Source organism: Mesorhizobium comanense (assembly GCF_005503535.1).
GTDB lineage: Bacteria > Pseudomonadota > Alphaproteobacteria > Rhizobiales > Rhizobiaceae > Mesorhizobium > Mesorhizobium comanense.
In genome coordinates this window covers 255,386-274,815 of the sequence record NZ_SCNN01000002.1, presented here as the reverse complement: position 1 = coordinate 274,815, position 19,430 = coordinate 255,386, and the positions used below count along the sequence as shown (strand labels likewise).

At 62.9% G+C, this 19,430-nt stretch carries 20 protein-coding genes; 15 read left to right on the top strand and 5 right to left on the bottom strand.

Annotated features, from left to right (window positions below):
• Nucleotides 1–50: 50 nt before the first annotated feature.
• On the top strand, nucleotides 51–518 hold the full coding sequence (locus tag FFS37_RS05685) for a peroxiredoxin (RefSeq protein WP_137929959.1): 468 nt from the start codon (nucleotides 51–53) through the stop codon (nucleotides 516–518).
• Nucleotides 519–531: 13 nt separating this feature from the next.
• On the opposite strand, the gene FFS37_RS05680 is transcribed toward FFS37_RS05685, so the two are convergent.
• Both FFS37_RS05680 and FFS37_RS05675 read right to left on the bottom strand, forming a co-directional pair.
• Nucleotides 532–1,674, bottom strand: coding sequence for a GNAT family N-acetyltransferase (locus tag FFS37_RS05680; RefSeq protein ID WP_137929958.1), 1,143 nt, complete (start codon nucleotides 1,672–1,674; stop codon nucleotides 532–534).
• Complete coding sequence (locus FFS37_RS05675; protein WP_171026181.1) at nucleotides 1,671–2,669, bottom strand: sterol desaturase family protein; 999 nt, start codon at nucleotides 2,667–2,669, stop codon at nucleotides 1,671–1,673. Before FFS37_RS05675 ends, FFS37_RS05680 begins: the two co-directional genes overlap by 4 nt.
• Nucleotides 2,670–2,971: 302 nt before the next feature.
• Between FFS37_RS05675 and FFS37_RS05670 the strand changes: the two genes are divergently transcribed.
• From FFS37_RS05670 to FFS37_RS05640, 7 genes are all read left to right on the top strand, one after another.
• The gene (locus tag FFS37_RS05670; RefSeq protein ID WP_137929957.1) at nucleotides 2,972–4,276 is read left to right on the top strand and encodes a M23 family metallopeptidase; all 1,305 of its coding nucleotides are present in this window, start codon (nucleotides 2,972–2,974) and stop codon (nucleotides 4,274–4,276) included.
• 270 nt (nucleotides 4,277–4,546) lie between these two features.
• Nucleotides 4,547–5,986: an FAD-binding oxidoreductase gene (locus tag FFS37_RS05665; RefSeq protein WP_137929956.1), complete on the top strand. Its 1,440-nt coding sequence runs from the start codon at nucleotides 4,547–4,549 to the stop codon at nucleotides 5,984–5,986.
• Nucleotides 5,983–6,726, top strand: a complete 744-nt coding sequence (locus tag FFS37_RS05660) for a FadR/GntR family transcriptional regulator (RefSeq protein WP_137929955.1) — start codon at nucleotides 5,983–5,985, stop codon at nucleotides 6,724–6,726. The genes FFS37_RS05665 and FFS37_RS05660 overlap by 4 nt, the downstream gene beginning before the upstream one ends.
• Complete coding sequence (locus tag FFS37_RS05655) at nucleotides 6,723–7,166, top strand: VOC family protein (RefSeq protein ID WP_137929954.1); 444 nt, start codon at nucleotides 6,723–6,725, stop codon at nucleotides 7,164–7,166. Before FFS37_RS05660 ends, FFS37_RS05655 begins: the two co-directional genes overlap by 4 nt.
• Before the next feature lie 90 nt (nucleotides 7,167–7,256).
• The gene (locus tag FFS37_RS05650) at nucleotides 7,257–8,285 is read left to right on the top strand and encodes an ABC transporter substrate-binding protein (protein ID WP_137930134.1); all 1,029 of its coding nucleotides are present in this window, start codon (nucleotides 7,257–7,259) and stop codon (nucleotides 8,283–8,285) included.
• Nucleotides 8,285–9,058: an ABC transporter ATP-binding protein gene (locus FFS37_RS05645; RefSeq protein WP_137929953.1), complete on the top strand. Its 774-nt coding sequence runs from the start codon at nucleotides 8,285–8,287 to the stop codon at nucleotides 9,056–9,058. The genes FFS37_RS05650 and FFS37_RS05645 overlap by 1 nt, the downstream gene beginning before the upstream one ends.
• A complete protein-coding gene (locus tag FFS37_RS05640) occupies nucleotides 9,055–9,810 on the top strand; it encodes an ABC transporter permease (RefSeq protein ID WP_137929952.1) in 756 nt (251 codons plus the stop codon). The genes FFS37_RS05645 and FFS37_RS05640 overlap by 4 nt, the downstream gene beginning before the upstream one ends.
• A 23-nt stretch (nucleotides 9,811–9,833) precedes the next feature.
• On the opposite strand, the gene FFS37_RS05635 is transcribed toward FFS37_RS05640, so the two are convergent.
• Both FFS37_RS05635 and FFS37_RS05630 read right to left on the bottom strand, forming a co-directional pair.
• On the bottom strand, nucleotides 9,834–11,051 hold the full coding sequence (locus tag FFS37_RS05635) for a M20 metallopeptidase family protein (protein WP_137929951.1): 1,218 nt from the start codon (nucleotides 11,049–11,051) through the stop codon (nucleotides 9,834–9,836).
• A complete protein-coding gene (locus tag FFS37_RS05630) occupies nucleotides 11,038–12,216 on the bottom strand; it encodes a M24 family metallopeptidase (protein ID WP_137929950.1) in 1,179 nt (392 codons plus the stop codon). Before FFS37_RS05630 ends, FFS37_RS05635 begins: the two co-directional genes overlap by 14 nt.
• Nucleotides 12,217–12,424: 208 nt before the next feature.
• Here FFS37_RS05630 and FFS37_RS05625 point away from each other — a divergent pair, with 208 nt between their 5' ends.
• The 6 genes from FFS37_RS05625 to FFS37_RS05600 all read left to right on the top strand — a co-directional run bounded on the left by FFS37_RS05625 (nucleotide 12,425) and on the right by FFS37_RS05600 (nucleotide 17,789).
• On the top strand, nucleotides 12,425–13,591 hold the full coding sequence (locus tag FFS37_RS05625; protein WP_137929949.1) for an ROK family transcriptional regulator: 1,167 nt from the start codon (nucleotides 12,425–12,427) through the stop codon (nucleotides 13,589–13,591).
• Nucleotides 13,588–14,352, top strand: a complete 765-nt coding sequence (locus tag FFS37_RS05620; RefSeq protein WP_137929948.1) for an ATP-binding cassette domain-containing protein — start codon at nucleotides 13,588–13,590, stop codon at nucleotides 14,350–14,352. Before FFS37_RS05625 ends, FFS37_RS05620 begins: the two co-directional genes overlap by 4 nt.
• A 39-nt stretch (nucleotides 14,353–14,391) precedes the next feature.
• The gene (locus FFS37_RS05615; protein ID WP_137929947.1) at nucleotides 14,392–15,432 is read left to right on the top strand and encodes a sugar ABC transporter substrate-binding protein; all 1,041 of its coding nucleotides are present in this window, start codon (nucleotides 14,392–14,394) and stop codon (nucleotides 15,430–15,432) included.
• 124 nt (nucleotides 15,433–15,556) lie between these two features.
• Nucleotides 15,557–16,552, top strand: a complete 996-nt coding sequence (locus FFS37_RS05610; protein WP_137929946.1) for an ABC transporter permease — start codon at nucleotides 15,557–15,559, stop codon at nucleotides 16,550–16,552.
• Nucleotides 16,553–16,571: 19 nt separating this feature from the next.
• On the top strand, nucleotides 16,572–17,342 hold the full coding sequence (locus FFS37_RS05605; RefSeq protein WP_137929945.1) for an SDR family NAD(P)-dependent oxidoreductase: 771 nt from the start codon (nucleotides 16,572–16,574) through the stop codon (nucleotides 17,340–17,342).
• Nucleotides 17,343–17,474: 132 nt separating this feature from the next.
• Nucleotides 17,475–17,789 carry a helix-turn-helix domain-containing protein gene (locus tag FFS37_RS05600; RefSeq protein ID WP_137929944.1) on the top strand — a complete coding sequence of 105 codons (315 nt, stop codon included), beginning with the start codon at nucleotides 17,475–17,477 and terminating at the stop codon, nucleotides 17,787–17,789.
• 957 nt (nucleotides 17,790–18,746) lie between these two features.
• On the opposite strand, the gene FFS37_RS35695 is transcribed toward FFS37_RS05600, so the two are convergent.
• Nucleotides 18,747–18,971 (bottom strand): hypothetical protein, encoded by a 225-nt coding sequence (locus FFS37_RS35695; protein ID WP_171026169.1) that lies wholly within the window; start codon nucleotides 18,969–18,971, stop codon nucleotides 18,747–18,749.
• A 143-nt stretch (nucleotides 18,972–19,114) separates the two neighbouring features.
• On the opposite strand from FFS37_RS35695, the gene FFS37_RS05595 reads away from it, so the two are divergent.
• Nucleotides 19,115–19,387 carry a hypothetical protein gene (locus tag FFS37_RS05595; RefSeq protein WP_137929943.1) on the top strand — a complete coding sequence of 91 codons (273 nt, stop codon included), beginning with the start codon at nucleotides 19,115–19,117 and terminating at the stop codon, nucleotides 19,385–19,387.
• Nucleotides 19,388–19,430: the final 43 nt, after the last annotated feature.

Here is a 19,430-nt window from a genome sequence, read left to right as displayed (position 1 = left end):
GACACTATATCGGTGTGGCTTCGCGCGTAACCTCAAACAAGGGCATCGATATGACTGACCTCGTCGTGGGCGACCTCGCACCGCAATTCGACCTGCCCCGGGATGGCGGCGGTTCGCTCAGCCTTGCCGCATCCGCCGGCAAGCCCGTGGTGCTTTATTTCTATCCTCAGGACGACACAACAAGCTGCACGCAAGAGGCCATATCCTTTTCACAGCTGAAGCCGGACTTCGAAAAGGCCGGCGCCGTGGTGATCGGCCTGTCGCCCGACCCCGTCAGGAAGCACGACAAGTTCAAGTCGAAATACAACCTCACCATCGACCTCGCCGCCGACGAGGAGCGCAAAGTCATAGAGGCCTACCATTTGTGGGTCGAGAAATCGATGTATGGCCGTAAATACATGGGCGTCGAGCGCGCCACGTTCCTGATCGGCCGCGACGGCCGGATCGCCCATATCTGGCGCAAGGTCCGGGTCAAGGGCCACGCCGAGGAAGTACTCGAGGCCGTGCGCGCGCTTTGAGGCGCGACGCGCCCTAGTCGTCTGACGTTTCCGCTTTCGGCTGCGGCTGCGCCCGCCAGGATTTCGAAACGTGGTTCGCACGATCAACCAGCGCGGCGAGATGACCAGGCAAGCCGCGCGCGCCCATCATCGACCACAGCGTGACTGATTGCGTGGCGAAGCGGCGCTTGAAATCCTCGCCGCCGCAGAGAAAATCGATCGTGGCCAGGCCGCGGTCGAGAGACCACTGGATATAGTCCATCATCAGCACCATGCCCGGCGAGGCGCGCTCGTGCTCGGGGTCGTAAGTGGTGACGAAAGCCATCATCGTGCCGTGCTGCTCGAAATTGATCGAGACGGCGATGATCGTGTCGTTGAGCTCCAGCACGAAGATGCGCAACAGGCCGAGCTCGGCCAGGACGGAGACGAGCGCCGCGAGAACCGGCGAGCCCTCGTCGAACAAATCCGAGACGCGGCCATGCCTGGCGAGCCAGAGGCGCTTCAGCGTCGCGACCCTTGCAAGCACTGGCTCGCGCGGGTCGTCCGCATCGAGCAGGCGGAAACGCAATTCGCCACTTTCGGCCATGAACTTGCGGCCACGGCGATAGTTCTGGCGGCCCTTCTTGGACAGCGTCTCGAACCAATCCGCCCCGCTCTGCCAGGAACCCGCGACGCGATAGCTGATTTCACTGCGGTGGTTCGGCCGAAGCGCCTTGCCATGGCCCAAACCCGGGTCCAGCAGGACACGAACACCGGCATCCGGCAGCAGGCGGTTGAGGTAGACGAGGTCGAAGCCGCCCTGATCAAAAATATGCTGCCAGAGCCGGGGGATCATCCGCGGATCGCTGTTGGGCGCAACCAGCGCGTCGCCATAGTCACTGTGATCCTTCGCCGCCCATTCGAGCATGCGTATACCGGAGCGCCTGAAAGTGGCGAGCGCGATGACGCCGTCGAGCCGGTCGCCGTTCCAGGCAAGTCCGATCCTGAGCGTACGCCGCTCCTGGTGCGGGGTGGTACGCCACCAGGCCGCGATCCAGTCCGGGTGCTGGAAGACAAGCCCGCCGGCCCGATGCCAGAGCGCGCTCCAGGCCGGCGCGATCTCGGCCAGGCGTTCCGCCGATGTCACGACTTCGAAGGTGCGTGTGCGCGGCATGGCGAGCACGAAGGGAGCGTTCATGGCCGTGTCCCTTCTTCCGATGATCGTGAGGTCCGTGGCTTTCCAGGCCGCATGCGCCTGGCAATATGCCTCCACATCCGCTTCAGCGGCATGACATAAAGGCCGGCCAGCGACTGGTAGTCGCGCACGTCGCGGTCGACCAACCCGAACTTGAAGTCCTCGTCGGGCTTCGGCACGCACAATGTTCCGAAGAACCGGTCCCAGAACGAGAACAGCAGCCCGAAATTCTTGTCGTAGTGGCGCGGATCGGTGCTGTGATGCAGCTGGTGCCAATGAGGACACAGGATCACACTGTTGAGCGGGCCGAACGAGATCTTGAAATGCGTGTGCCTGACGAAATCCATCATCAGGATGTTGCGCATGACATAGACATTGACGCCAAAGACGGTCAGCTCGACAAGATTCAGCGAAATCAGCGACCAGATGCCGAAGCAGACGCCCACGATGAGGCCGTCCCAGGCTCTATTCATCAGCTCGTCGAGCGGGTGGACGCGGTCCTTGGTGATCCCGACCATCACCTCGGCCGAGTGATGCACCTTGTGCAGTTCCCAAAGCAGGGGATAGCGATGCTGTGCGACGTGATAGAGATAGTAGGAAATGTCGTAGGCAAGCAGCATGGTGATGGTGAAGATCACCACCGTCACCGGCCCAGCCGGCCCCTCGATCAGAGGCGGCTGGAAGTGGAACAGTGTCGAAAACAGCCAGTTGGTTGCGTAGCCCACCGCCGTGACGAAGACGATCCCGGCGGGCAGCATCAGGAACGGCATAAGCGCCTTCTTCGTCACCCAGAACAGCAAGTCGGCCTTCGCCGAGGGATGGGTGATGACCTCATGCGGGACGACGAACTCGAAAAACTCCTTCCAGCTCTTCTCCTCGGCCGTGCGCCAATAGGCCACGAGCGCGCTGACAAAGGCCGTCAACAGCAACAGCCCGGTCGCCAGCAGACTGGCGCCCGAAATCTTGTCGACTATCTTGCCTGTCAGATCGCTCAGCATTCCCACCGCCACAATGAATCCCAAATCCCCAGACGCCTTTACTCGAAAACTGTCAATTAAATCCAATCGAAGACAGTTAAGAAACTGAACTTGATCCGACAAAGACAGGCCGTTCTCCCGCAGCACAATGGTGCTCATCACCGAAGATTTCGCGGCACTGCGGCCGCGCCATCGGCAGTTTTGCTGCAATCTGTTGCCCGCACCGCGTGCATTCGGTGTCCCGCAATCGATCCGGCAAGCCTTTGTTAACCCTAATAATGTGTAATCGAGCTGTCGTGGTGTCGTAACGAAAGCTTGGTCCCGTGAACGCAACCGGTCAGTCGGCGGTCTTTGGCAGGCGCAAGGAACCCCATACGGTCATCATCGCCCGCGGCAACGAAATCAGGCATTTCACGATCCGGCCCTGGCTCGCGGCATTTATCGGCTCGGCTCTCGCCGCCATTGCCATCGGATACCTGCTGGCGACCTCCTACCTCGTCCTGCGCGACGACCTGATTGGCGCGACCACGGCGAGGCAGGCACGCATGCAGCAGGCCTATGAGGACCGTATCTCGGCGCTTCGCGCCCAGGTCGACCGCATCACCAGCCGGCAATTGCTCGACCAGCAATTGATGGAAACCAAGGTCAGCGAGCTGCTCCAGCGCCAGACCCAGCTCAGCCAGCGCCACGGCCGCCTCGGCCCGTTGCTCGAACGCGCGGAAAACGAGGTCGGCACGACGCCGGCCGACAACCCGACGGCGGCCGCCAAGCCCGAAAAGCATGCCGAAATCACCGGCAGCATCAACCAGCCCGCACAGACCTATGCCGTGGCCAGCCTGAGCGCCGACCTTGGCGCCGCCGATACCAGGCCATTCTCCTTGTGGTCGACGCGTTCCGACCCGCTGCCCAGTGATTCAGCCGCCGACCGCGCCGACAAATTGTTCGTCTCGATCAACCAGTCGCTGAAATCGATCGAGAACGAGCAACTCAGCCGCATCAGTACGCTTGCCGACAACGCCTACAAAAGCGCCGATGCCATTCAGGAGGCGTTGCACGGGGCAGGCCTGCCAGTCGACAGCGATTTCGGCAAAGGCGAAAGCGACGTCGGCGGACCGCTGATCCCGCTCGACAGTTCGATGATCTTCGACAGCAAGGTCAAGGAACTCGACGAGGCGCTGGATACGCTCGACCAGTTGAAGAAGGAAGCGCGTCAACTGCCGCTTGCCAACCCCGCTCCCGGCCATTCCGTCACCAGCCCGTTCGGTGTGCGCACCGATCCCATACTCGGTACCGCCGCCCTGCATTCCGGCATGGATTTCAGGGCGCCGATCGGCATGGACGCGCGTGTCACCGCGCCTGGCGTCGTCACCAAGGCCGGCTGGAATGGTGGCTATGGCCGCATGGTGGAAGTCGATCACGGCAACGGTTTTGCCACCCGCTACGGGCATCTGAGCGAAATCGACGTGACCGTTGGCGAAAAACTCGATGCCGGCGCCGTCATCGGCAAGACCGGCAGCAGCGGCCGCTCGACCGGACCGCATCTGCATTATGAAGTCCGGCACAATGGCGAAGCGATAGATCCCCTGCGCTTCCTCACGGTCGGCAAGAAGGTCGCACAGTATCTTTGAAGCGCTCAACGCTTGAGCTGATAGGCGGGCCGTTTCCAGGATTCGCTCTGCCCTGACCCGAAGATGATCCGCCGACCGCGCCTGGACAATCGCTTCACGTTGCGAATCTGTGCCACTACTTTCTTACAAAAGTCGGCGCCGCCCCTCACCTGCCTGCCGGCATCCTCTACCTACAGCGACTGCTCTGGGCCAACTCAGTTCGCCCGTTGACAGGTTTCAAGTTGTAGGATGATATGTATAACCATACGCAACCGCCACGCCGGCCCTTGAATGACCATCCACGGCCTCTCGCCCGAAACCGTCGCTGCTCTGGAGCATGCTCTGGGGCAAGGCGGCGTCGCCATCGACCCCGCCGGAATGGCGAAATACCTCGTGGACTGGTCGGGTGATCATCGCGGCGAGGCGCTTGCGGTGCTGAAACCGGCTTCGGTCACCGAAGTACAGGCGGCGGTTCGCCTGTGCGGCACGCTCGGACTGGCGATGATCCCGCAAGGCGGCAACACCGGACTTGTCGCGGGCGCGATCGACATCGGTGCGGCGCGTGGCGCAGTCATCATCAACCTGGAGCGGCTGAACAGGATCCGCCGCGTCGACGCCGACAATTTCACGCTGCAGGCCGATGCCGGCTGCATCCTGCAGCACATCAAGGATGCGGCCGAAGATCGCGATTGCCTGTTTCCGCTGGCGCTCGGCGCCCAGGGCAGCTGCCAGGTCGGCGGCAACGCGGCCAGCAACGCCGGCGGCGTAAACGTGCTGCGCTACGGCATGGCCCGCGATCTCGTCGTCGGCCTGGAAGTGGTGCTGCCCGATGGCGAATTGTGGAACGGCTTTTCCGGCCTGCGCAAGGACAATCGCGGCTATGACCTGAAGCAGCTTTTCATTGGCGCCGAAGGAACGCTCGGCATCATCACCGGCGTCGAAGTGAAGCTGTTTCCGAGACCCGGAAAGATCGAGACGGCATATCTGGGCCTGCCCTCGTTCGAAGCGGCCATCGGGCTCTTCCAGCACGCCCGGCGCGAATGCTCCGACCTGATATCGGCCTTCGAGATCATCGGCGCGGAATGCATGGACCTTGCACGCCTGGCCGATCCGAAGGTCGTCACCCCGGTGAATGAGCCCGTCCATGCGCTCATCGAATTGTCGTCGAGTTCCGCGGTCGACCTGCGGGGCTTGCTGATGGATTTCCTTGCCGGCGCGTTGGAAAAACAACTCGTCGCCGACGCCGTCCTGGCCGAGAGCAATGCTCAAGCCAGGGCGTTCTGGGCCATCCGCGAAGGGTTGGTCGAAGGCCAGGCCAAGCGTGGCTACCACGTTCGCACCGACCTGTCGGTGCGCATCTCCGACATCCCGACACTGGTTGACCAAGCCCGCCAGTTCGTCGCGCAGAAGCATCCCGGCTGGATTTCACAGGCCTATGGCCATGCCGGCGACGGCAACATTCATTTCAACGTCCTGCCGCCCCTCGATCTCGCCCAGGCCGATGCGCGCGCCAGGGGTGCTGCCATCACCGCCGGCCTTTACGACATAGCCAATGCGCTGGGCGGTTCGATCAGCGCCGAGCACGGTATCGGCCGCACCCGCCAACACGCCTACTGGGCCGGACTCTCTCCGGTCCATCGCAGGCTCGCCAGCGCCCTCAAGGATGCGCTCGACCCGGACGGGCGCATGAACCCGGGTTGCCTCTTTCCCGCGACGGAGACCCTTTCATGAAACAGCGCCTGGCCGCCATCGGCACAGTCGAGGCACTTCCGCACCGGGTGGCGGCTTTCCTCAGCCGCGAGATCGAATCCGGCGACCTCAATCCCGGCAGCCTGCTGCCGACGGAGCAGCAGCTTTCGGAGAAATTCGGCGTCAGCCGCAACGTCGTGCGCGAGGCGATCGCGCAATTGCGCGCCGACGGCATGGTCGAGGCGCGGCAAGGCATCGGCTCCTTCGTGCTGGCGCCCGAACAGCGCGCGGCGATCCGCATCGACCGCGAGACGCTCCGGGAAGGCCAGAACATGGAGCGGCTCTTCGAATTGCGCTGCATCCTCGAGGCCGAATCCGCCGCACTTGCCGCCGAGCGGCGCGACCAGGAACATCTCGACGCCATCAAGGCAGCGCTCGACCGCATGAGCGGCGAGGAACGCTGGGAGGACGGCAGCATCGACGCCGATCTTTTGTTCCATCGCGAAATCGCCCGGGCAACGGGCAACGCCTACATCCACACCTTCATCTCCTTCGTCTGCGAGCAGATCCGTCGTTCGATCTACTACGCGCGGCAGACCAACCCATTACACGATCTGGTGGAAGTGAATGTCGGCGAGCATGTGCGCATCTACGAGGCGCTCGTCGCAGGCGACCCGGCCGCAGCGGAAGCGGCGATGCGCGCCCACATCATCGGCGCGGCCAATCGTGTCGGCGTCAAGCTGCCGCATTCTCGCGGCGAACGCACCGGCGGAGGAAAATGAGCATGGCTGGCGCAAGCGTAACCCGGATTTCGGACGTCTGCCTTCTCGTCGAGAACGTCGAACGGACCGTCGAATTCTATGTCGACAAACTCGGCTTCCGCCTGCGTCGCCGCGCCGAGGGCTTCGCCGACTTCCATGGCGAGGGCGTCACTTTGGCTGCCTGGGAGCTCGACCACATCAACAGGCATACCGGCGTATCGAACGGGAGATCGCCGCGCCATGCGCACAAGGTCTGTGTCGCCGTGTTGGTCGACACGCCGGCAGATATCGACCGGCTTCATGCCGAACTCAGCGCCAAGGGCGTACCGTTCCACGGCCCGCCCGAAAACTACGTCTGGAACGCGCGCTGCGCCTATTTCACCGATCCGGACGACACGCTTTGGGAACTCTACGCCTGGCTCGACGGCGGCCCCGGCGACTACCACGACGAACAGCCGTAGCGACACCCGCGCCAGGGGAACGGCGCGCAATCAAGAGACGAGACAGTCTTGCAACAGGAGCGAAAAATGAATGGGAACAGGGACTACGAGATGAACCGCCGCGGCTTCATGAAATCCGGCCTGGCGGCTGTTGCCGTGGCATCGGGCGGCATGCAACTGCTGCTGACCCCGGGCGCCAAGGCCGCCGGAAAGGTCGTCATCCAGTATGATTGGCTGATGTCCAACGGCCAGATCGGCGACATCGCCGCCGTTGCCAATGGCTACTTCAAGGATGCCGGGCTCGACGTGGAATTCAGCCCCGGCGGTCCGAACGCCTCGACCGTGCCGCCGGTGATTTCAGGCGCCGCGCAGCTTGGCCAGTTCTCCGAAACGCCACAGCTTTATGCCGCGCGCGCCAGCGGCGTGCCGGTCAAGATCATCGCCTGCGGCTTCCGCACCGGCCCCTACGCGCTCACCTCGAAGGGTTCGAACCCGATCAAGGGCGTCGCCGACCTGAAGGGCAAGAAGATCGGCATCCAGCCGACGGCGCGTTTCGTCATGGACGAAATCCTGGCCAAGAACGGCCTGAGCGCGTCCGACGTCACCGTCATCAACGTCGGCTTCGACAAGGGACCGCTGGTGCGCGGCGATGTCGATGCGATCGGCGGCTGGATCACCAACACCCAGGCGCTGAGCGTCGTTGGCGACGACCGCGTCGACCTCCTGGTGCGCGACCTCGGGCTGGCATCCTATGCCGATGTCTACTTCGCCACCGACGCGGCGATCGAGAAGGATCCCGAAACGCTGGCGAAATTCATCGGCGCCGTTGCCAAGGGCTGGGGCTGGGTGCACGCCAACCCGCAGGAGGCCGTCAAGAAGATGGTCGCCGCCTATCCCGAGATGGACCTCGGCTGGGAAGAAAAGACCGTCAACCTGGTGCTGAAACTCTCCTTCGACGGCACGACCGCCAAGGACGGCTGGGGCACGTTCGACCCGGCTTCGATCGAGGAGCAACTGGCCCTGCTCGACAAGGTCGGACAGTACCCGAACGGCCGGCCCGCCGCCGCGGACGTCTACACAACGAAAATCCTGGAACTGTCGGCCGCCGACCGTCCCAAGCTCGACGCGCCCGCCGCCTGATGGCGAACGCGATCGAAGCCAGCCGGCTCGATGTCGGCTATGGCGGTCGCATCGCGGCCGTCAAGGTGCTCTCCGGTCTCGACCTCACCGTCGAGGCTGGATCCTTCCTTTCAATTCTCGGCCCCTCGGGCTGCGGCAAGTCGACCTTGCTGCGGGTCGTCGCCGACCTGCTCGATCCGCTTGGCGGCACGATCAGCGTGCTTGGCGACACGCCGCACGCCGTGCGCTCCCGGCGCGATGTCGGCTTCGTCTTCCAGGACTCCACCTTGCTGCCCTGGCGCACCGTGCGCGACAATGTCCGCCTGCCGCTCGGCGTCGGGCAAGGCAGCCTGACCCGCAAAATTGAGGACCGCAGCGACGAATTGCTGGACCTGATGGGGCTCGCAGGCTTCGGCGACCGCCTGCCGCATCAGCTTTCCGGCGGCCAGCGCCAGCGCGTGGCAATCGCACGCGCCCTGCTCGGCCAGCCGAAGCTGCTGCTGATGGACGAACCGTTCGGCGCGCTCGACGAAATCACCCGCGATCGTCTCAACGACGAACTTCTCAATCTGTGGCGGCGCACGGGCACGACGATCCTGTTCGTCACCCATTCGATCGCCGAAGCCGCCTATCTCGGCGAACGCGTCATCGTGCTTGCCGCCAATCCCGGGCGGCTGGTCAAGGACATCGACATGCGGCCGCTCAAGCAGGACGGCAATCGCTGTAAGCGTGAAGACCCGGCAATCGTCACCGCCATGGCTGAACTTCGGACCGCGCTGGAGCAGGCATCATGAGGCAGGCGCCGCTGTCGCCGCAAATCGCCATCGCCCTGCCCGTTCTCGGCGCGGCATCGATCCTGCTTGCCTGGCAATATCTTCTGCCGGCCCTTGGCGTGCCGGCCTATATCGTGCCGACGCCGACAGCCATATTCGGCGTGTTCCAGAAGAACTTCGCGCTGCTCCTGGACAATCTGAGGCCGACGCTTATCGAAGCGCTGGCCGGTTTCGTCATCGGCAATCTGGCGGCCATCCTGCTGGCGGTGCTGTTCGTGCATAGCCGCGTCCTGCAGGCCGCCTACTTTCCGATCGTGCTGTTCTTCAACACCATTCCGATCCTGGCGCTTTCGCCGATCATCATCCTGATCTTCGGGCTCGGCATGACGCCCAAGATCGTCATCGCGGCGGTGATCTGCTTCTTTCCGACACTGGTGAACATGATCCGCGGCTTGGACTCGGCCGGCGACAACGAACATGAACTGTTCCGCGTACTGTCGGCCACGCGCTGGGAGGTGTTCTGGAGCCTGCGGCTGCCGCGCGCCTTGCCGATGCTGTTTTCCTCGCTCAGGATAGCGTCGGCAACCGCAGTGATCGGCGCCATCGTCGGCGAATGGATAGGCTCGGACAAGGGCCTAGGCGCGCTGATCATCCAGGCGACGTTCAACTACCAGTCGGACCGGCTCTATGCGGCGATCGTGCTGTCGTCGTGTCTCTCGATCGCACTGTTCTGCGTCGTCGTCCTGGCCGAGCGCCGGGCCATAAGATACTGATCGGAGCCGCTTGAGCCGGTGGGTCAGTCCGATTGCTCGGACAGGAAGCGGATCGCCGCCGAAGCCATCGTGGCCGCGCCAATTCCAAGCGCGGCTTCGTCGACGCGAAACCTGGGATGGTGCAGCGGAAAGACCGATCCGACCGCCTCGTTGCGGATTCCGAGGCGAAAATAGACTGAAGGACGCTTCTCGCTGTAATAGGCAAAGTCGTCGGCAATGCTCCATCCCGGCGTGTTGAGAACATTCTCGACCCCGATGCAGGCCCTGGCGCTGGCGGAAATGAGCTCGGCCATTTCGCCGTCATTGACGACACCGGGCTCGCCCTCGTGAACATCGACCTTCACGCTGGCGCCGTGGCTCGCCGCGATCCCTGCCAGCACCTCGCGAACACGGCGCCTTGCCCGTTCGCGGGTGGCCGTACTGCCGCTGCGGATAGTGCCCTTCAAGGCGACCTTCCCCGCGATCACATTATAGGCGCTGCCGCCATTGATGCCGGTCACCGAGATGATGAGCGGATCGTATGGGTCGATCTCTCGCGACACGATCTTCTGCAGCTCGCTCACCATGGAGCAGGCAACGGCAATCGCATCGACGCCCTCATAGGGCTTTGCCGCGTGCGCGGCCTCGCCGATGACAACCGCATCGAACGTATCGCATGCCAGCGTGTAGGGACCTGAACCGACCGCGACTTTGCCTGAGGGCGTATACGGATCGACGTGAACACAGATCGCCGCGTCGACGTCGTCGAGCAGCCCCTCCTCCACGACCCGTTTGCCGCCGGATGGCTCATCCTCCTCCGCCGGCTGGAAGATCAGGCGCACGGTTCCGCCGAACTCGGCCCTCGAACGATGAAGATGCGCAGCGACCGCGAACCCCATCGCGGCATGCGCGTCATGACCGCATGCGTGCATCACGCCGGGATTTGCCGAGGCATAGTCGACGCCGGACTCCTCTTCGATCGGCAAGGCATCAATGTCGGCGCGAATGGCGATCTTGCGATTGGAGGGCTTGCCGGTGCCGACGATGTCCACCGCCAGGCCAAAGCCCGCGACGTCGCTGATATTGGCGATCCCCTGCTGCGCCAGCGCCTGCCGGAGATAGCGCTGCGTGTTCGCCTCGCGGTTCGACAGTTCCGGATGGCGGTGCAGATGGCGACGGATCCGGATCATCTCGTCGAGAATGCCGGCATCGATGTCCACCGCGCCGACGCCCGGTGCGTTCGTCCCGTCAGGCTTTGACATGGATCTCTCGCGGGAACCGGGTCAAGGTCTCATGTCCGGCTTCGGTCACCAGGATCGTCTCGCTGACCTCGATGCCCCAGCCATCCATCCACATGCCGAGAATGGAGTGAAGCACGTTGCCTGGGGCAAGCACCGTCTTGTCACCCGGCCTGAGGCTGATCGTGTGCTCGCCCCAGTCCGGAGGATAGGCGACGCCGATGGAATAGCCGATGCGCGATTCCTTCTTCAGGCCGTGGCGCTCGATGACCTTGCGCCAGGCGCCTTCGACCGCCTCCGCCGTCGTTCCTGGCCTGACCGCGCCGAGCACCGCGTCCATGCCCTCGATCACGGCCGTCGCGGTATCGGAGACACGCGTCGGCGTCTTGCCGAGCTGCATCGTTCTTGCGAGCCCCGCGGCATAGCGGCGGCAGACGCCGGCAAGCTCCAACGCGATCGTTTCATTGTCTCCGAACCGCCTGTCGCTCCACATGACATGCGGGGCCGAGGCGTTCTCGCCGCCGAGGATGGTCGGCGGAAGAGCGGTGATGTCACCCGCGAAATCCGGACTGCCGGCGACCTGCGCCGCCTGGATCGCGGCAATGGCATCGCATTCGCGCACGCCCGGCGCGATGACTTCGTAGGCGCGGGTCACAGCGGCCTCGGCCAGCGCGGAAGCCTTGCGCAAATAAGCGATCTCGGGCGCAGTCTTGATGGCACGGATCCAGTTCACGAGCAGGTCGGCGTCATGCCATTTGGCGTTCGGCAAGCCGGCGACAAGTCGCGCATGCGCTTTCGGCGAGAAATAATAGGCCTCCAGTTCGATGCCGATGTGCCTGTTTCCCCAACCCTTTTGCGTGATCCAGCTGGCGATCCAGTCCATCGGGTGGCGATCGGCGCGCTGAACGTGGTCTTCCGGGAAGCCGACCACGTTTTCGGGCTTCATCCAGGCCGTCAGCAGACCGCCGGCCGCGTCCATGGCGCGCCCTATCCAGACCGGCTCTTCCTCCTCGATCGTCACCAGCACCACTTGCGGCGTGTAGAAGGACCAGCCGTCATAAGCGGTGATGTAGTGCTGGTTGGCGACGTCGTTGACGATCAGGAGCTCGAGACCGCGTTTGGCCATTTCCGCGCGGATCCTGCGAAGCCGGTGCTGGTATTCGTCGCGGGCAAACGGCAGTTCTATCATCTTTGCTCCATGCTTTGCTGGGTCAACGGTTGCTGGCTCGGCCACCATTGAAGCCATTTGCCGGTGTCGGCAATCGGCCAACAGCGGCACGTGGACAGGTCCTCGCGACCCTCCTCCGAGCGCCGTGGCGCATCCGATTTATTTTTGAATTCCATTTGACTGAATAAATCTTTGATGCGAACCTTACGTCAACTCGGGGGCGCAAGGCATGGCATTGCGGGGAACCAATCAGGAGTTCGGGCGGCCTTACAACCGGCGCATCGTCCTGGAGTCCATCCGCCTTCACGGCCCGATTGCGCGCGGTGACATCGCCGGACGCGTCGGCCTGACCGTGCAAACCGTGTCGACCATCGTTCGCGAACTGGAGGAACAGGGTTTTGTCCTGTCCTCGCGCGAAGAGCCTAAAGGGCGTGGCCTGCCCCCGGCAACGCTTCGGATCAATCCGGAGGGCGGCTATGCCGTGGGTGTCCACATCACCCCGTTCGGCATCAATGCCGCGCTGATCAATCTGAGCGGCGACGTGATCGAGAGCGCCTATCGCGAGGCTCCCAACGCAACGCCCGACCACGCCTTCGACCTGATCGGCGCCATGGGGGCTGAGTTGACTGGCCTGCGCGCCGGTGGACGGGTTCTCGGGGTCGGCATGGCCCTGCCCGGACCTTTCGGCGTCGAATCCATGAGCTTTGTCGGCCCGACCACCATGACGGGCTGGAAGGACGTCGCGCTGCGCGATCGGCTGGCCGCCGCGACCGGACTGCCGGCCTTCTTCGAGACCGACATGGCGGCCGCGGCCATGGGCGAACGACTCTACGGCCTAGGCACGCAATTCTCCGAATACTATTACCTCTATTTCGGCGTCGGCCTCGGTGGGGTCATGGTGCATGACGGCATCGCCCTGCGCGGCGCCTGGGGAAATGCCGGCGAAGTCGGGCATATTCCTGTCGTCCCGGGCGGCGAGGCCTGTCCCTGCGGCAACAGCGGCTGCCTCGAACGATACCTCTCGCTCGAGGCGCTGGGGCGCTGGAACGGCAGCGAGGCCGACTGGGTGGCGGAGGTCGCGCCGATCTTCCACAATGCCATCGCCGTCATCGAAAATCTGTTCGACCCTGAAACGGTCATCCTCGGCGGACTGGCATCAGCCGAACTGCTCGAACGGCTGGCCGCTTCGACCGACGACCTCCACAACTCCGTCTCGGCGCGCAAGGACCGAAAGGCGCGCCGGGTCATGGTCGCGCGCGGCGGTCAGCATTCCGTGTTGCGCGGCGCCGCAGCCCTCGCCGTATCGGGCGTGCTGTCGCCGCGCTTTGGCCAGATGTTCGCCGCCGAGCGCGAGCGCGGGCGCGATCTGCTGACCGCCAGGGAGATTGCGGCATGAGCGAACCCCTTCTGGTGCTAGACAATGTTACCAAGAACTATGGAGCGATCGAAGCCCTGAAGGGGATCAGCTTTTCGATCGGCCGCGGTGAAGTCGTGGCCTTGCTCGGCGACAACGGCGCCGGCAAGTCGACGCTGGTCAAGATCATCGCGGGCGGGCTGGAGCCGACTTCCGGCCGCATGCTGTTCGAAGGCAAGGAGTTTCTCGCCAGATCGCCGGCCGAAGCCAAGGCGGCGGGCATCGAGACCGTCTACCAGGATCTTTCGCTCTGCACCAATGTCGACGTGGTGGCCAATTTCTTCATGGGCCGTGAGATCACCAAGAAGGTTCTTGGCGTCCCCGTGCTCGACGAACGCGCCATGGAGGCCGTGGTTTCCAAGGCTCTGGCCAACGCTGGCACGCGCATCCCGTCGCTGCGGACCAATGTCGAGCATCTCTCGGGCGGCCAGCGGCAGGCCATCGAGCTCAACCGTTTTGTCCATTGGGGCGGCAAGCTGGTGCTGCTCGACGAACCGTTCGCAGCCCTTGGCGTCGAGCAGACGCGGCGCGGTCTCGACATGATCCGTCAGGTCGCCAACCAGGGCATCGGCGTCGTCATCATCACCCATATCATGCAGCAGGCTTTCCAGGTCGCCGACCGGATCGTGGTGATCCGGCAAGGCGTGGTGGCCGGCGATGTCGCCAGAAACAAAACAAGTCCCGATGCGGTGATCAACATGATCACCGGCGAGACGCTTGCCGGTGCCGGACCGGCGGGCTGAGGGACAAAGAGGGGTCCGGCTTAACAGGGAGCCAACGACATGAAGCGAATACTTCTTGCTGTCTTCGGTATCCTGGCACTGGCCGTTGCCACGCTCACGCCGGCATTCGCCCAGTCCAAGGGTACCGTCTATTACATGGTGCCGACCTTGCTCGACGAGTTCCAGACCGGCTCAGTGAGCGCGCTGGAACTGTTCCTGAAACAGGTCGGCTACGAGATGAAAACGCTGAACGCCGACAACAAAACGGACGCCCAGCAGTCGCAGATGAACGATGTGATCGCGCTGAAGCCCAAGGCGATCATCCTGGCAGCAGTCGATTTCAACGCGTTGAAGCCATCGATCGAGGCGGCGCGCGCCGCCGGCATTCCGGTGGTCGAGTTCGACCGCCAGATCACCTCGACGCCCTCCGATTTCACATCGGTGGCCGGCACGGTCGAGATCGGCCACATCGCCGCCGATCAGGCGGAGAAGCTGCTGAAGGCGAAGAACGGATCGGTGAAGGGCAAGGTGCTGCAGGTGCTCGGCGACCCCGGCGATCCCTACACGCTCGACATCCAGAAGGGTTTCGAGGAGAAGATGAAGGCATTCCCGGACGTCAAGATCATCTCGCTTCCGGCCATGCAGTGGGAGGCCAGCAACGCCGGCACGATCGTCGCCGACCAGATGCTCGCCAACCCCGACATCGACCTGATCTTCAGCCATGCCGCGCATCTGTCGGTCGCCGCCGTCGCCTCGCTCGAGGCCGCCGGCAAGAAGCCCGGTGACGTCATGTTGATGAGCTCGAACGGCGCGCCGGTCGGCCTCGACCTGATCCGCAAGGGCTGGCTCAACGTCGAAGTCGAGCAGCCGCTCTACGCACAGGCGGCCGCCGTCGCCATGTTCATGGACAAGGTCGCCAACAAGCAGGAGATCAAGCCCGGCGACTATGACGTGCTTGGCCTGAAATCGGTTGTGACCAAGGAGGCCTGGGGCCCGAACATCAAGATCCCGGGCGCCGCCATCACCAAGGAGAACGTCGACAATGCGGCCTTCTGGGGCAACCAGAAGGCGCCGACCGACACGGTCAAGTCAGTCGAATAGCAGGACACTGTCCGACACGCTCCGGGCCATCGGGCCCGGAGCAATTTCCGCGCAATTCCAATCCGCGCATGATTGTCTTGGGGATCGCAGGATCTCGGGACCATGCCGACAGCCGGATCGAACCATGAATCCCAGCACGCGCCACGTCCTCGAATTCATTCTCGACAACCTCGTCTGGTTCATGCTGGTCTTCGTGCTGGTCGTGTTCTCCCTGTTCATTCCCAACTATTTCCAGCTCGGTATCTTCGCCAACATCATCGAGGCCTCCAGCGTGCTCGGCGTCATGTCGATCGGCCTGGCGCTGGTCATCATCGCCGGCCATATGGACCTGTCGGTCGAATCGGTGGCCGCGCTCAGCGCCATGGCGGTGGGAATCCTGTTTTGCTCGTCGGGCATCGGGCTTGGCATCCAGTTGCATCCGGAATGGCTGATGGTGCCGGTGTCGCTGCTGCTGGCGCTTGCCGTCGGTGGGCTGATCGGCGCCTTCAACGGGTTCCTCGTCGTCAAGGTCAAAATGAGCGCCTTCATCATCACGCTGGCGTCCTATATCTGGGTGCGCGGCCTGGTGCTGGTCATTTCCGGCGGCCGCTCGGCGCAGGATCTGGCGCCGGCGATCCGCTGGTTCGGCATCCAGCGGCTCATCGGCCTGCCACTGACCGCCTGGATCGCCATCGCCTGTTTCGTTGTCTTTTCGCTGATCATGGCCAAGACGCCATTCGGCCGTCACCTCGTCATGATCGGCGGCAACGAGACCGCGACCTTCCGCGCGGGCATCAGGGTCAATCGCAACCTGATCATCGCCTTCGTGCTTGCCGGCGCCATTGCCGGCCTTGCCGGCTGGCTGCTGGCGATCCGGACCTCGGGCGCCACCGCCAATCTCGGCGTCGGCTTGTTGTTCAACGCCTTTGCCGCGGTCGTCATCGGCGGCGTCAGCCTGAAGGGCGGTGTCGGCACCCTGCCCGGCGTCTATGCCGGCGTGCTCCTGCTGTCGGCCATCAACACGGCGATCAACCTCATGGGCCTGCCGGCGAACTTCACCCAGGTCATCCACGGCCTGCTGGTGCTGGCGGCCGTGCTGCTCGACGCCTTCAAGCAAACCATTCGCCAAAGATTGGCGTGAGAAGGGATTGGCGACAGGCATGACCGGACGATTGAAAGACAAAGTGGCGCTGGTCATCGGCAGCGCGCGGGGTATCGGCAAGGGAATCGCGCTGCGCTTCGCCGAGGAAGGCGCAAAACTGGTGCTGGCCGATTCGGAGAGCGAGGCCGGGCAAGCGACCGCCAACGAACTCGGCGTTCCCTTCCTCCGCACCGACATCTCGCAGATGCGCGACGCGGAGGCCGCCGTCGCACTGGCGCTGAAACAGCATGGCCGTCTCGACATCATCGTCCAGAACGCCGGCATCTATCCTTGGCAACTGATCGAAAACACCAGCGCCGACGACTGGGACCGCGTCATGGCCGTCAACCTGCGCGGCACTTTCAACGCCAGCCGCGCGGCACTGGTGCCGATGAAGGCGCAGCGCTACGGGCGCATGCTCTACACCTCGTCGATCACCGGCCCGCATGTGACCAGCCCCGGCCACGGCCATTATGCGGCGACCAAGGCCGGTATCAATGGCTTCATCCGTTCGGCGGCGCTGGAATTTTCCGGCTACGGCATCACCGTCAACGGCGTCGAGCCCGGCAACATCCTCACCGAAGCCATCCAGGAGCATCGCGGCGCGGCCTACATCAAGAACATGGAGGATTCTATCCCGCTTGGCCGGCTGGGCAGCCCCCGCGACGTCGCCAATGCCTTCCTGTTCCTGGCCTCGGACGATGCCGGCTACATCACCGGCACGACCATTGTCGTCGATGGCGGGCAATTGCTGCCGGAGGGCAAGGATTTCCGGATGGCGCCACCTTGATACCGACGCGGGGCGTTTGCTCGCCCCCATTCTGACTGCAAGGGCGCGGGGGTGATATGCCACGCCTGCCATGGCTGCGGCCAGTGAACGGCCTCGATGCGTGGCCCATCAAGTAGGCTGGAACATTAGGCCTTGCCCCGCATTTTCTTTCGAGGTTTTAAAAACCGCGGGGTGTGCAAATTGTCTGTGATTGAAAGTCCCGAACGTGATCAGATGATCGCGCTTCGTGAGCGCTCAGGCGTTTCTCAAGGCGAAATGGCCAAGGCGATGGGCATACCGCCACCGACATATCAGGCCCTTGTCTACGGAGTGACACGCATCAAGCCCATTCACTACGAAATGGCCAAGATGGCGCTGATCAAGATCGCGATCTCCAAGGGCGATGGCAGCATCCTGACCCCCGAACTGAGAGACTTCATTCAGTCGGCTTACCAGCTCATCGCCTAGGATGCGGGAAACAAGGTCGTGCGAAGTCTAGGCATGTCGGAGAAAGCCGAAACTTCCGGAAGCCTGAACTTCCTTGTTCAAGGGAGGGTAGCTAACCCCTTGAACTTAAATGGCGCGAGTGACGAGGCGCGAACGGCGTGACATGCCGGCGATATTGCAAACCTAATCAACGATCGATTTCGACTCGTTCACGCTGCAATCTGCGCCAAAGGCAACCGAAGCTGAAACTGAAATCAGTCGATTTTTCGCTACTGGCCCTTGGCCTTCTCGTACAGGCTCTTTCCCCAGGGGGAAACCTCCCCAGTACTGGGAACGCGGCGGCGTCCGGCGAGTAAGTCACACCAACTCAAGCTCTTTAGAATGGTTGCTGATGTGGTAGTATGCCATTATGGTCATTTTTCCGAACGCAAAAGCCCGCCCCGGCGCGAACCGAGGCGGGCCTTTGTTTCCTCTGCTGTTTGATCACTGCAGCTGTGTATTTACCGCTTAGGCGGCCACCTGCGAAACGCGCTGGGCCGGCCATCTGGGCCCTCCGGTGTTGCTCTTGTGCAATGGTTTATCTCGGCGGGATACAATATCTCCCCTGACATTCCCACCACTGATATTGCCCGTTGACCTTCGTTATAGATCTTTTCCCCCCTGGTCCCACATCATCACTACAACCGTTGCGACAGGAACCTTGATCCTTCCAGCGAACGCCGATCCAAACGTTGCAATTGTTAATCCAATATCTCCCACTACCATCGAGCGTAAGGCATGCCGCCGAGGCAACAGCCGGAGCGGCAAAGAACCCAAACAACGCGACCGCTACAAATCTAAACTTTCCCACTATTAGCCCCCTTCGATACTTCAGACATAGCGCTCCAATGCGCGACTGCCATTGTAAGCAACGGGGCGTTTGTTCCGCAGCTCCCATTTGGGGGGCAGAAATGGACAATGGAGACCGCCGAGCGCGGATCACTCTTCTGTCGCGGCGGCGAGCGTGGTGGTGTCATCGGTAGGATTCGGCAGCGGCAGGCCGGACGCGCGGAAGCAGTCGACAACGAGCAAGGTCAGGCAGGCTGCAGCCAGCGCGTCGCAATGGGCGAGGCAACCATTTTGCGCAGCTTGTAGCGATGACGGGAGCGCGCGGCTGAACGCCTTAGGCTGGATCCCCGTCAGCAAAATGCCAGGACTAAACATCAAATATTGGCGTACATAGAATCACTCGCGGTCACGCTGCTGGACGATGCAGCGATCCTTCGGTCGCGCGGTTTCACATCAGGTCCTGAGGGCGCGCGGTGGCGTGCCCCGTACCAAGGATTCCCTGACCGACGATTTCGCGAATGCGCAAAAATGGCGTTCAGCGAAACGAAAAGCGCCGGCTGATGGACATGCGGCGTTCCGGCGCGGTCGAAGCCAACGCCGGCGGCGCCTCCGTCGAGGCGATCTCGGCGAAGATGGGCAATTCGATCGACGAGAACAAGGCGCTGCAGAAGACCTACATGCCGGTCAATCTTGCAGCCGTGCGCGCAGCCGACGATAGCCGCCGCAAGGGGCGTGCGCTTCTTGGCCAGGAACGGAATGAATACAAAAAATTGAAACTCTCCGGAAAATGAGAGTTGAAACTTGTTCAAGGGAGGGTAGCTAACCCCTTGAACT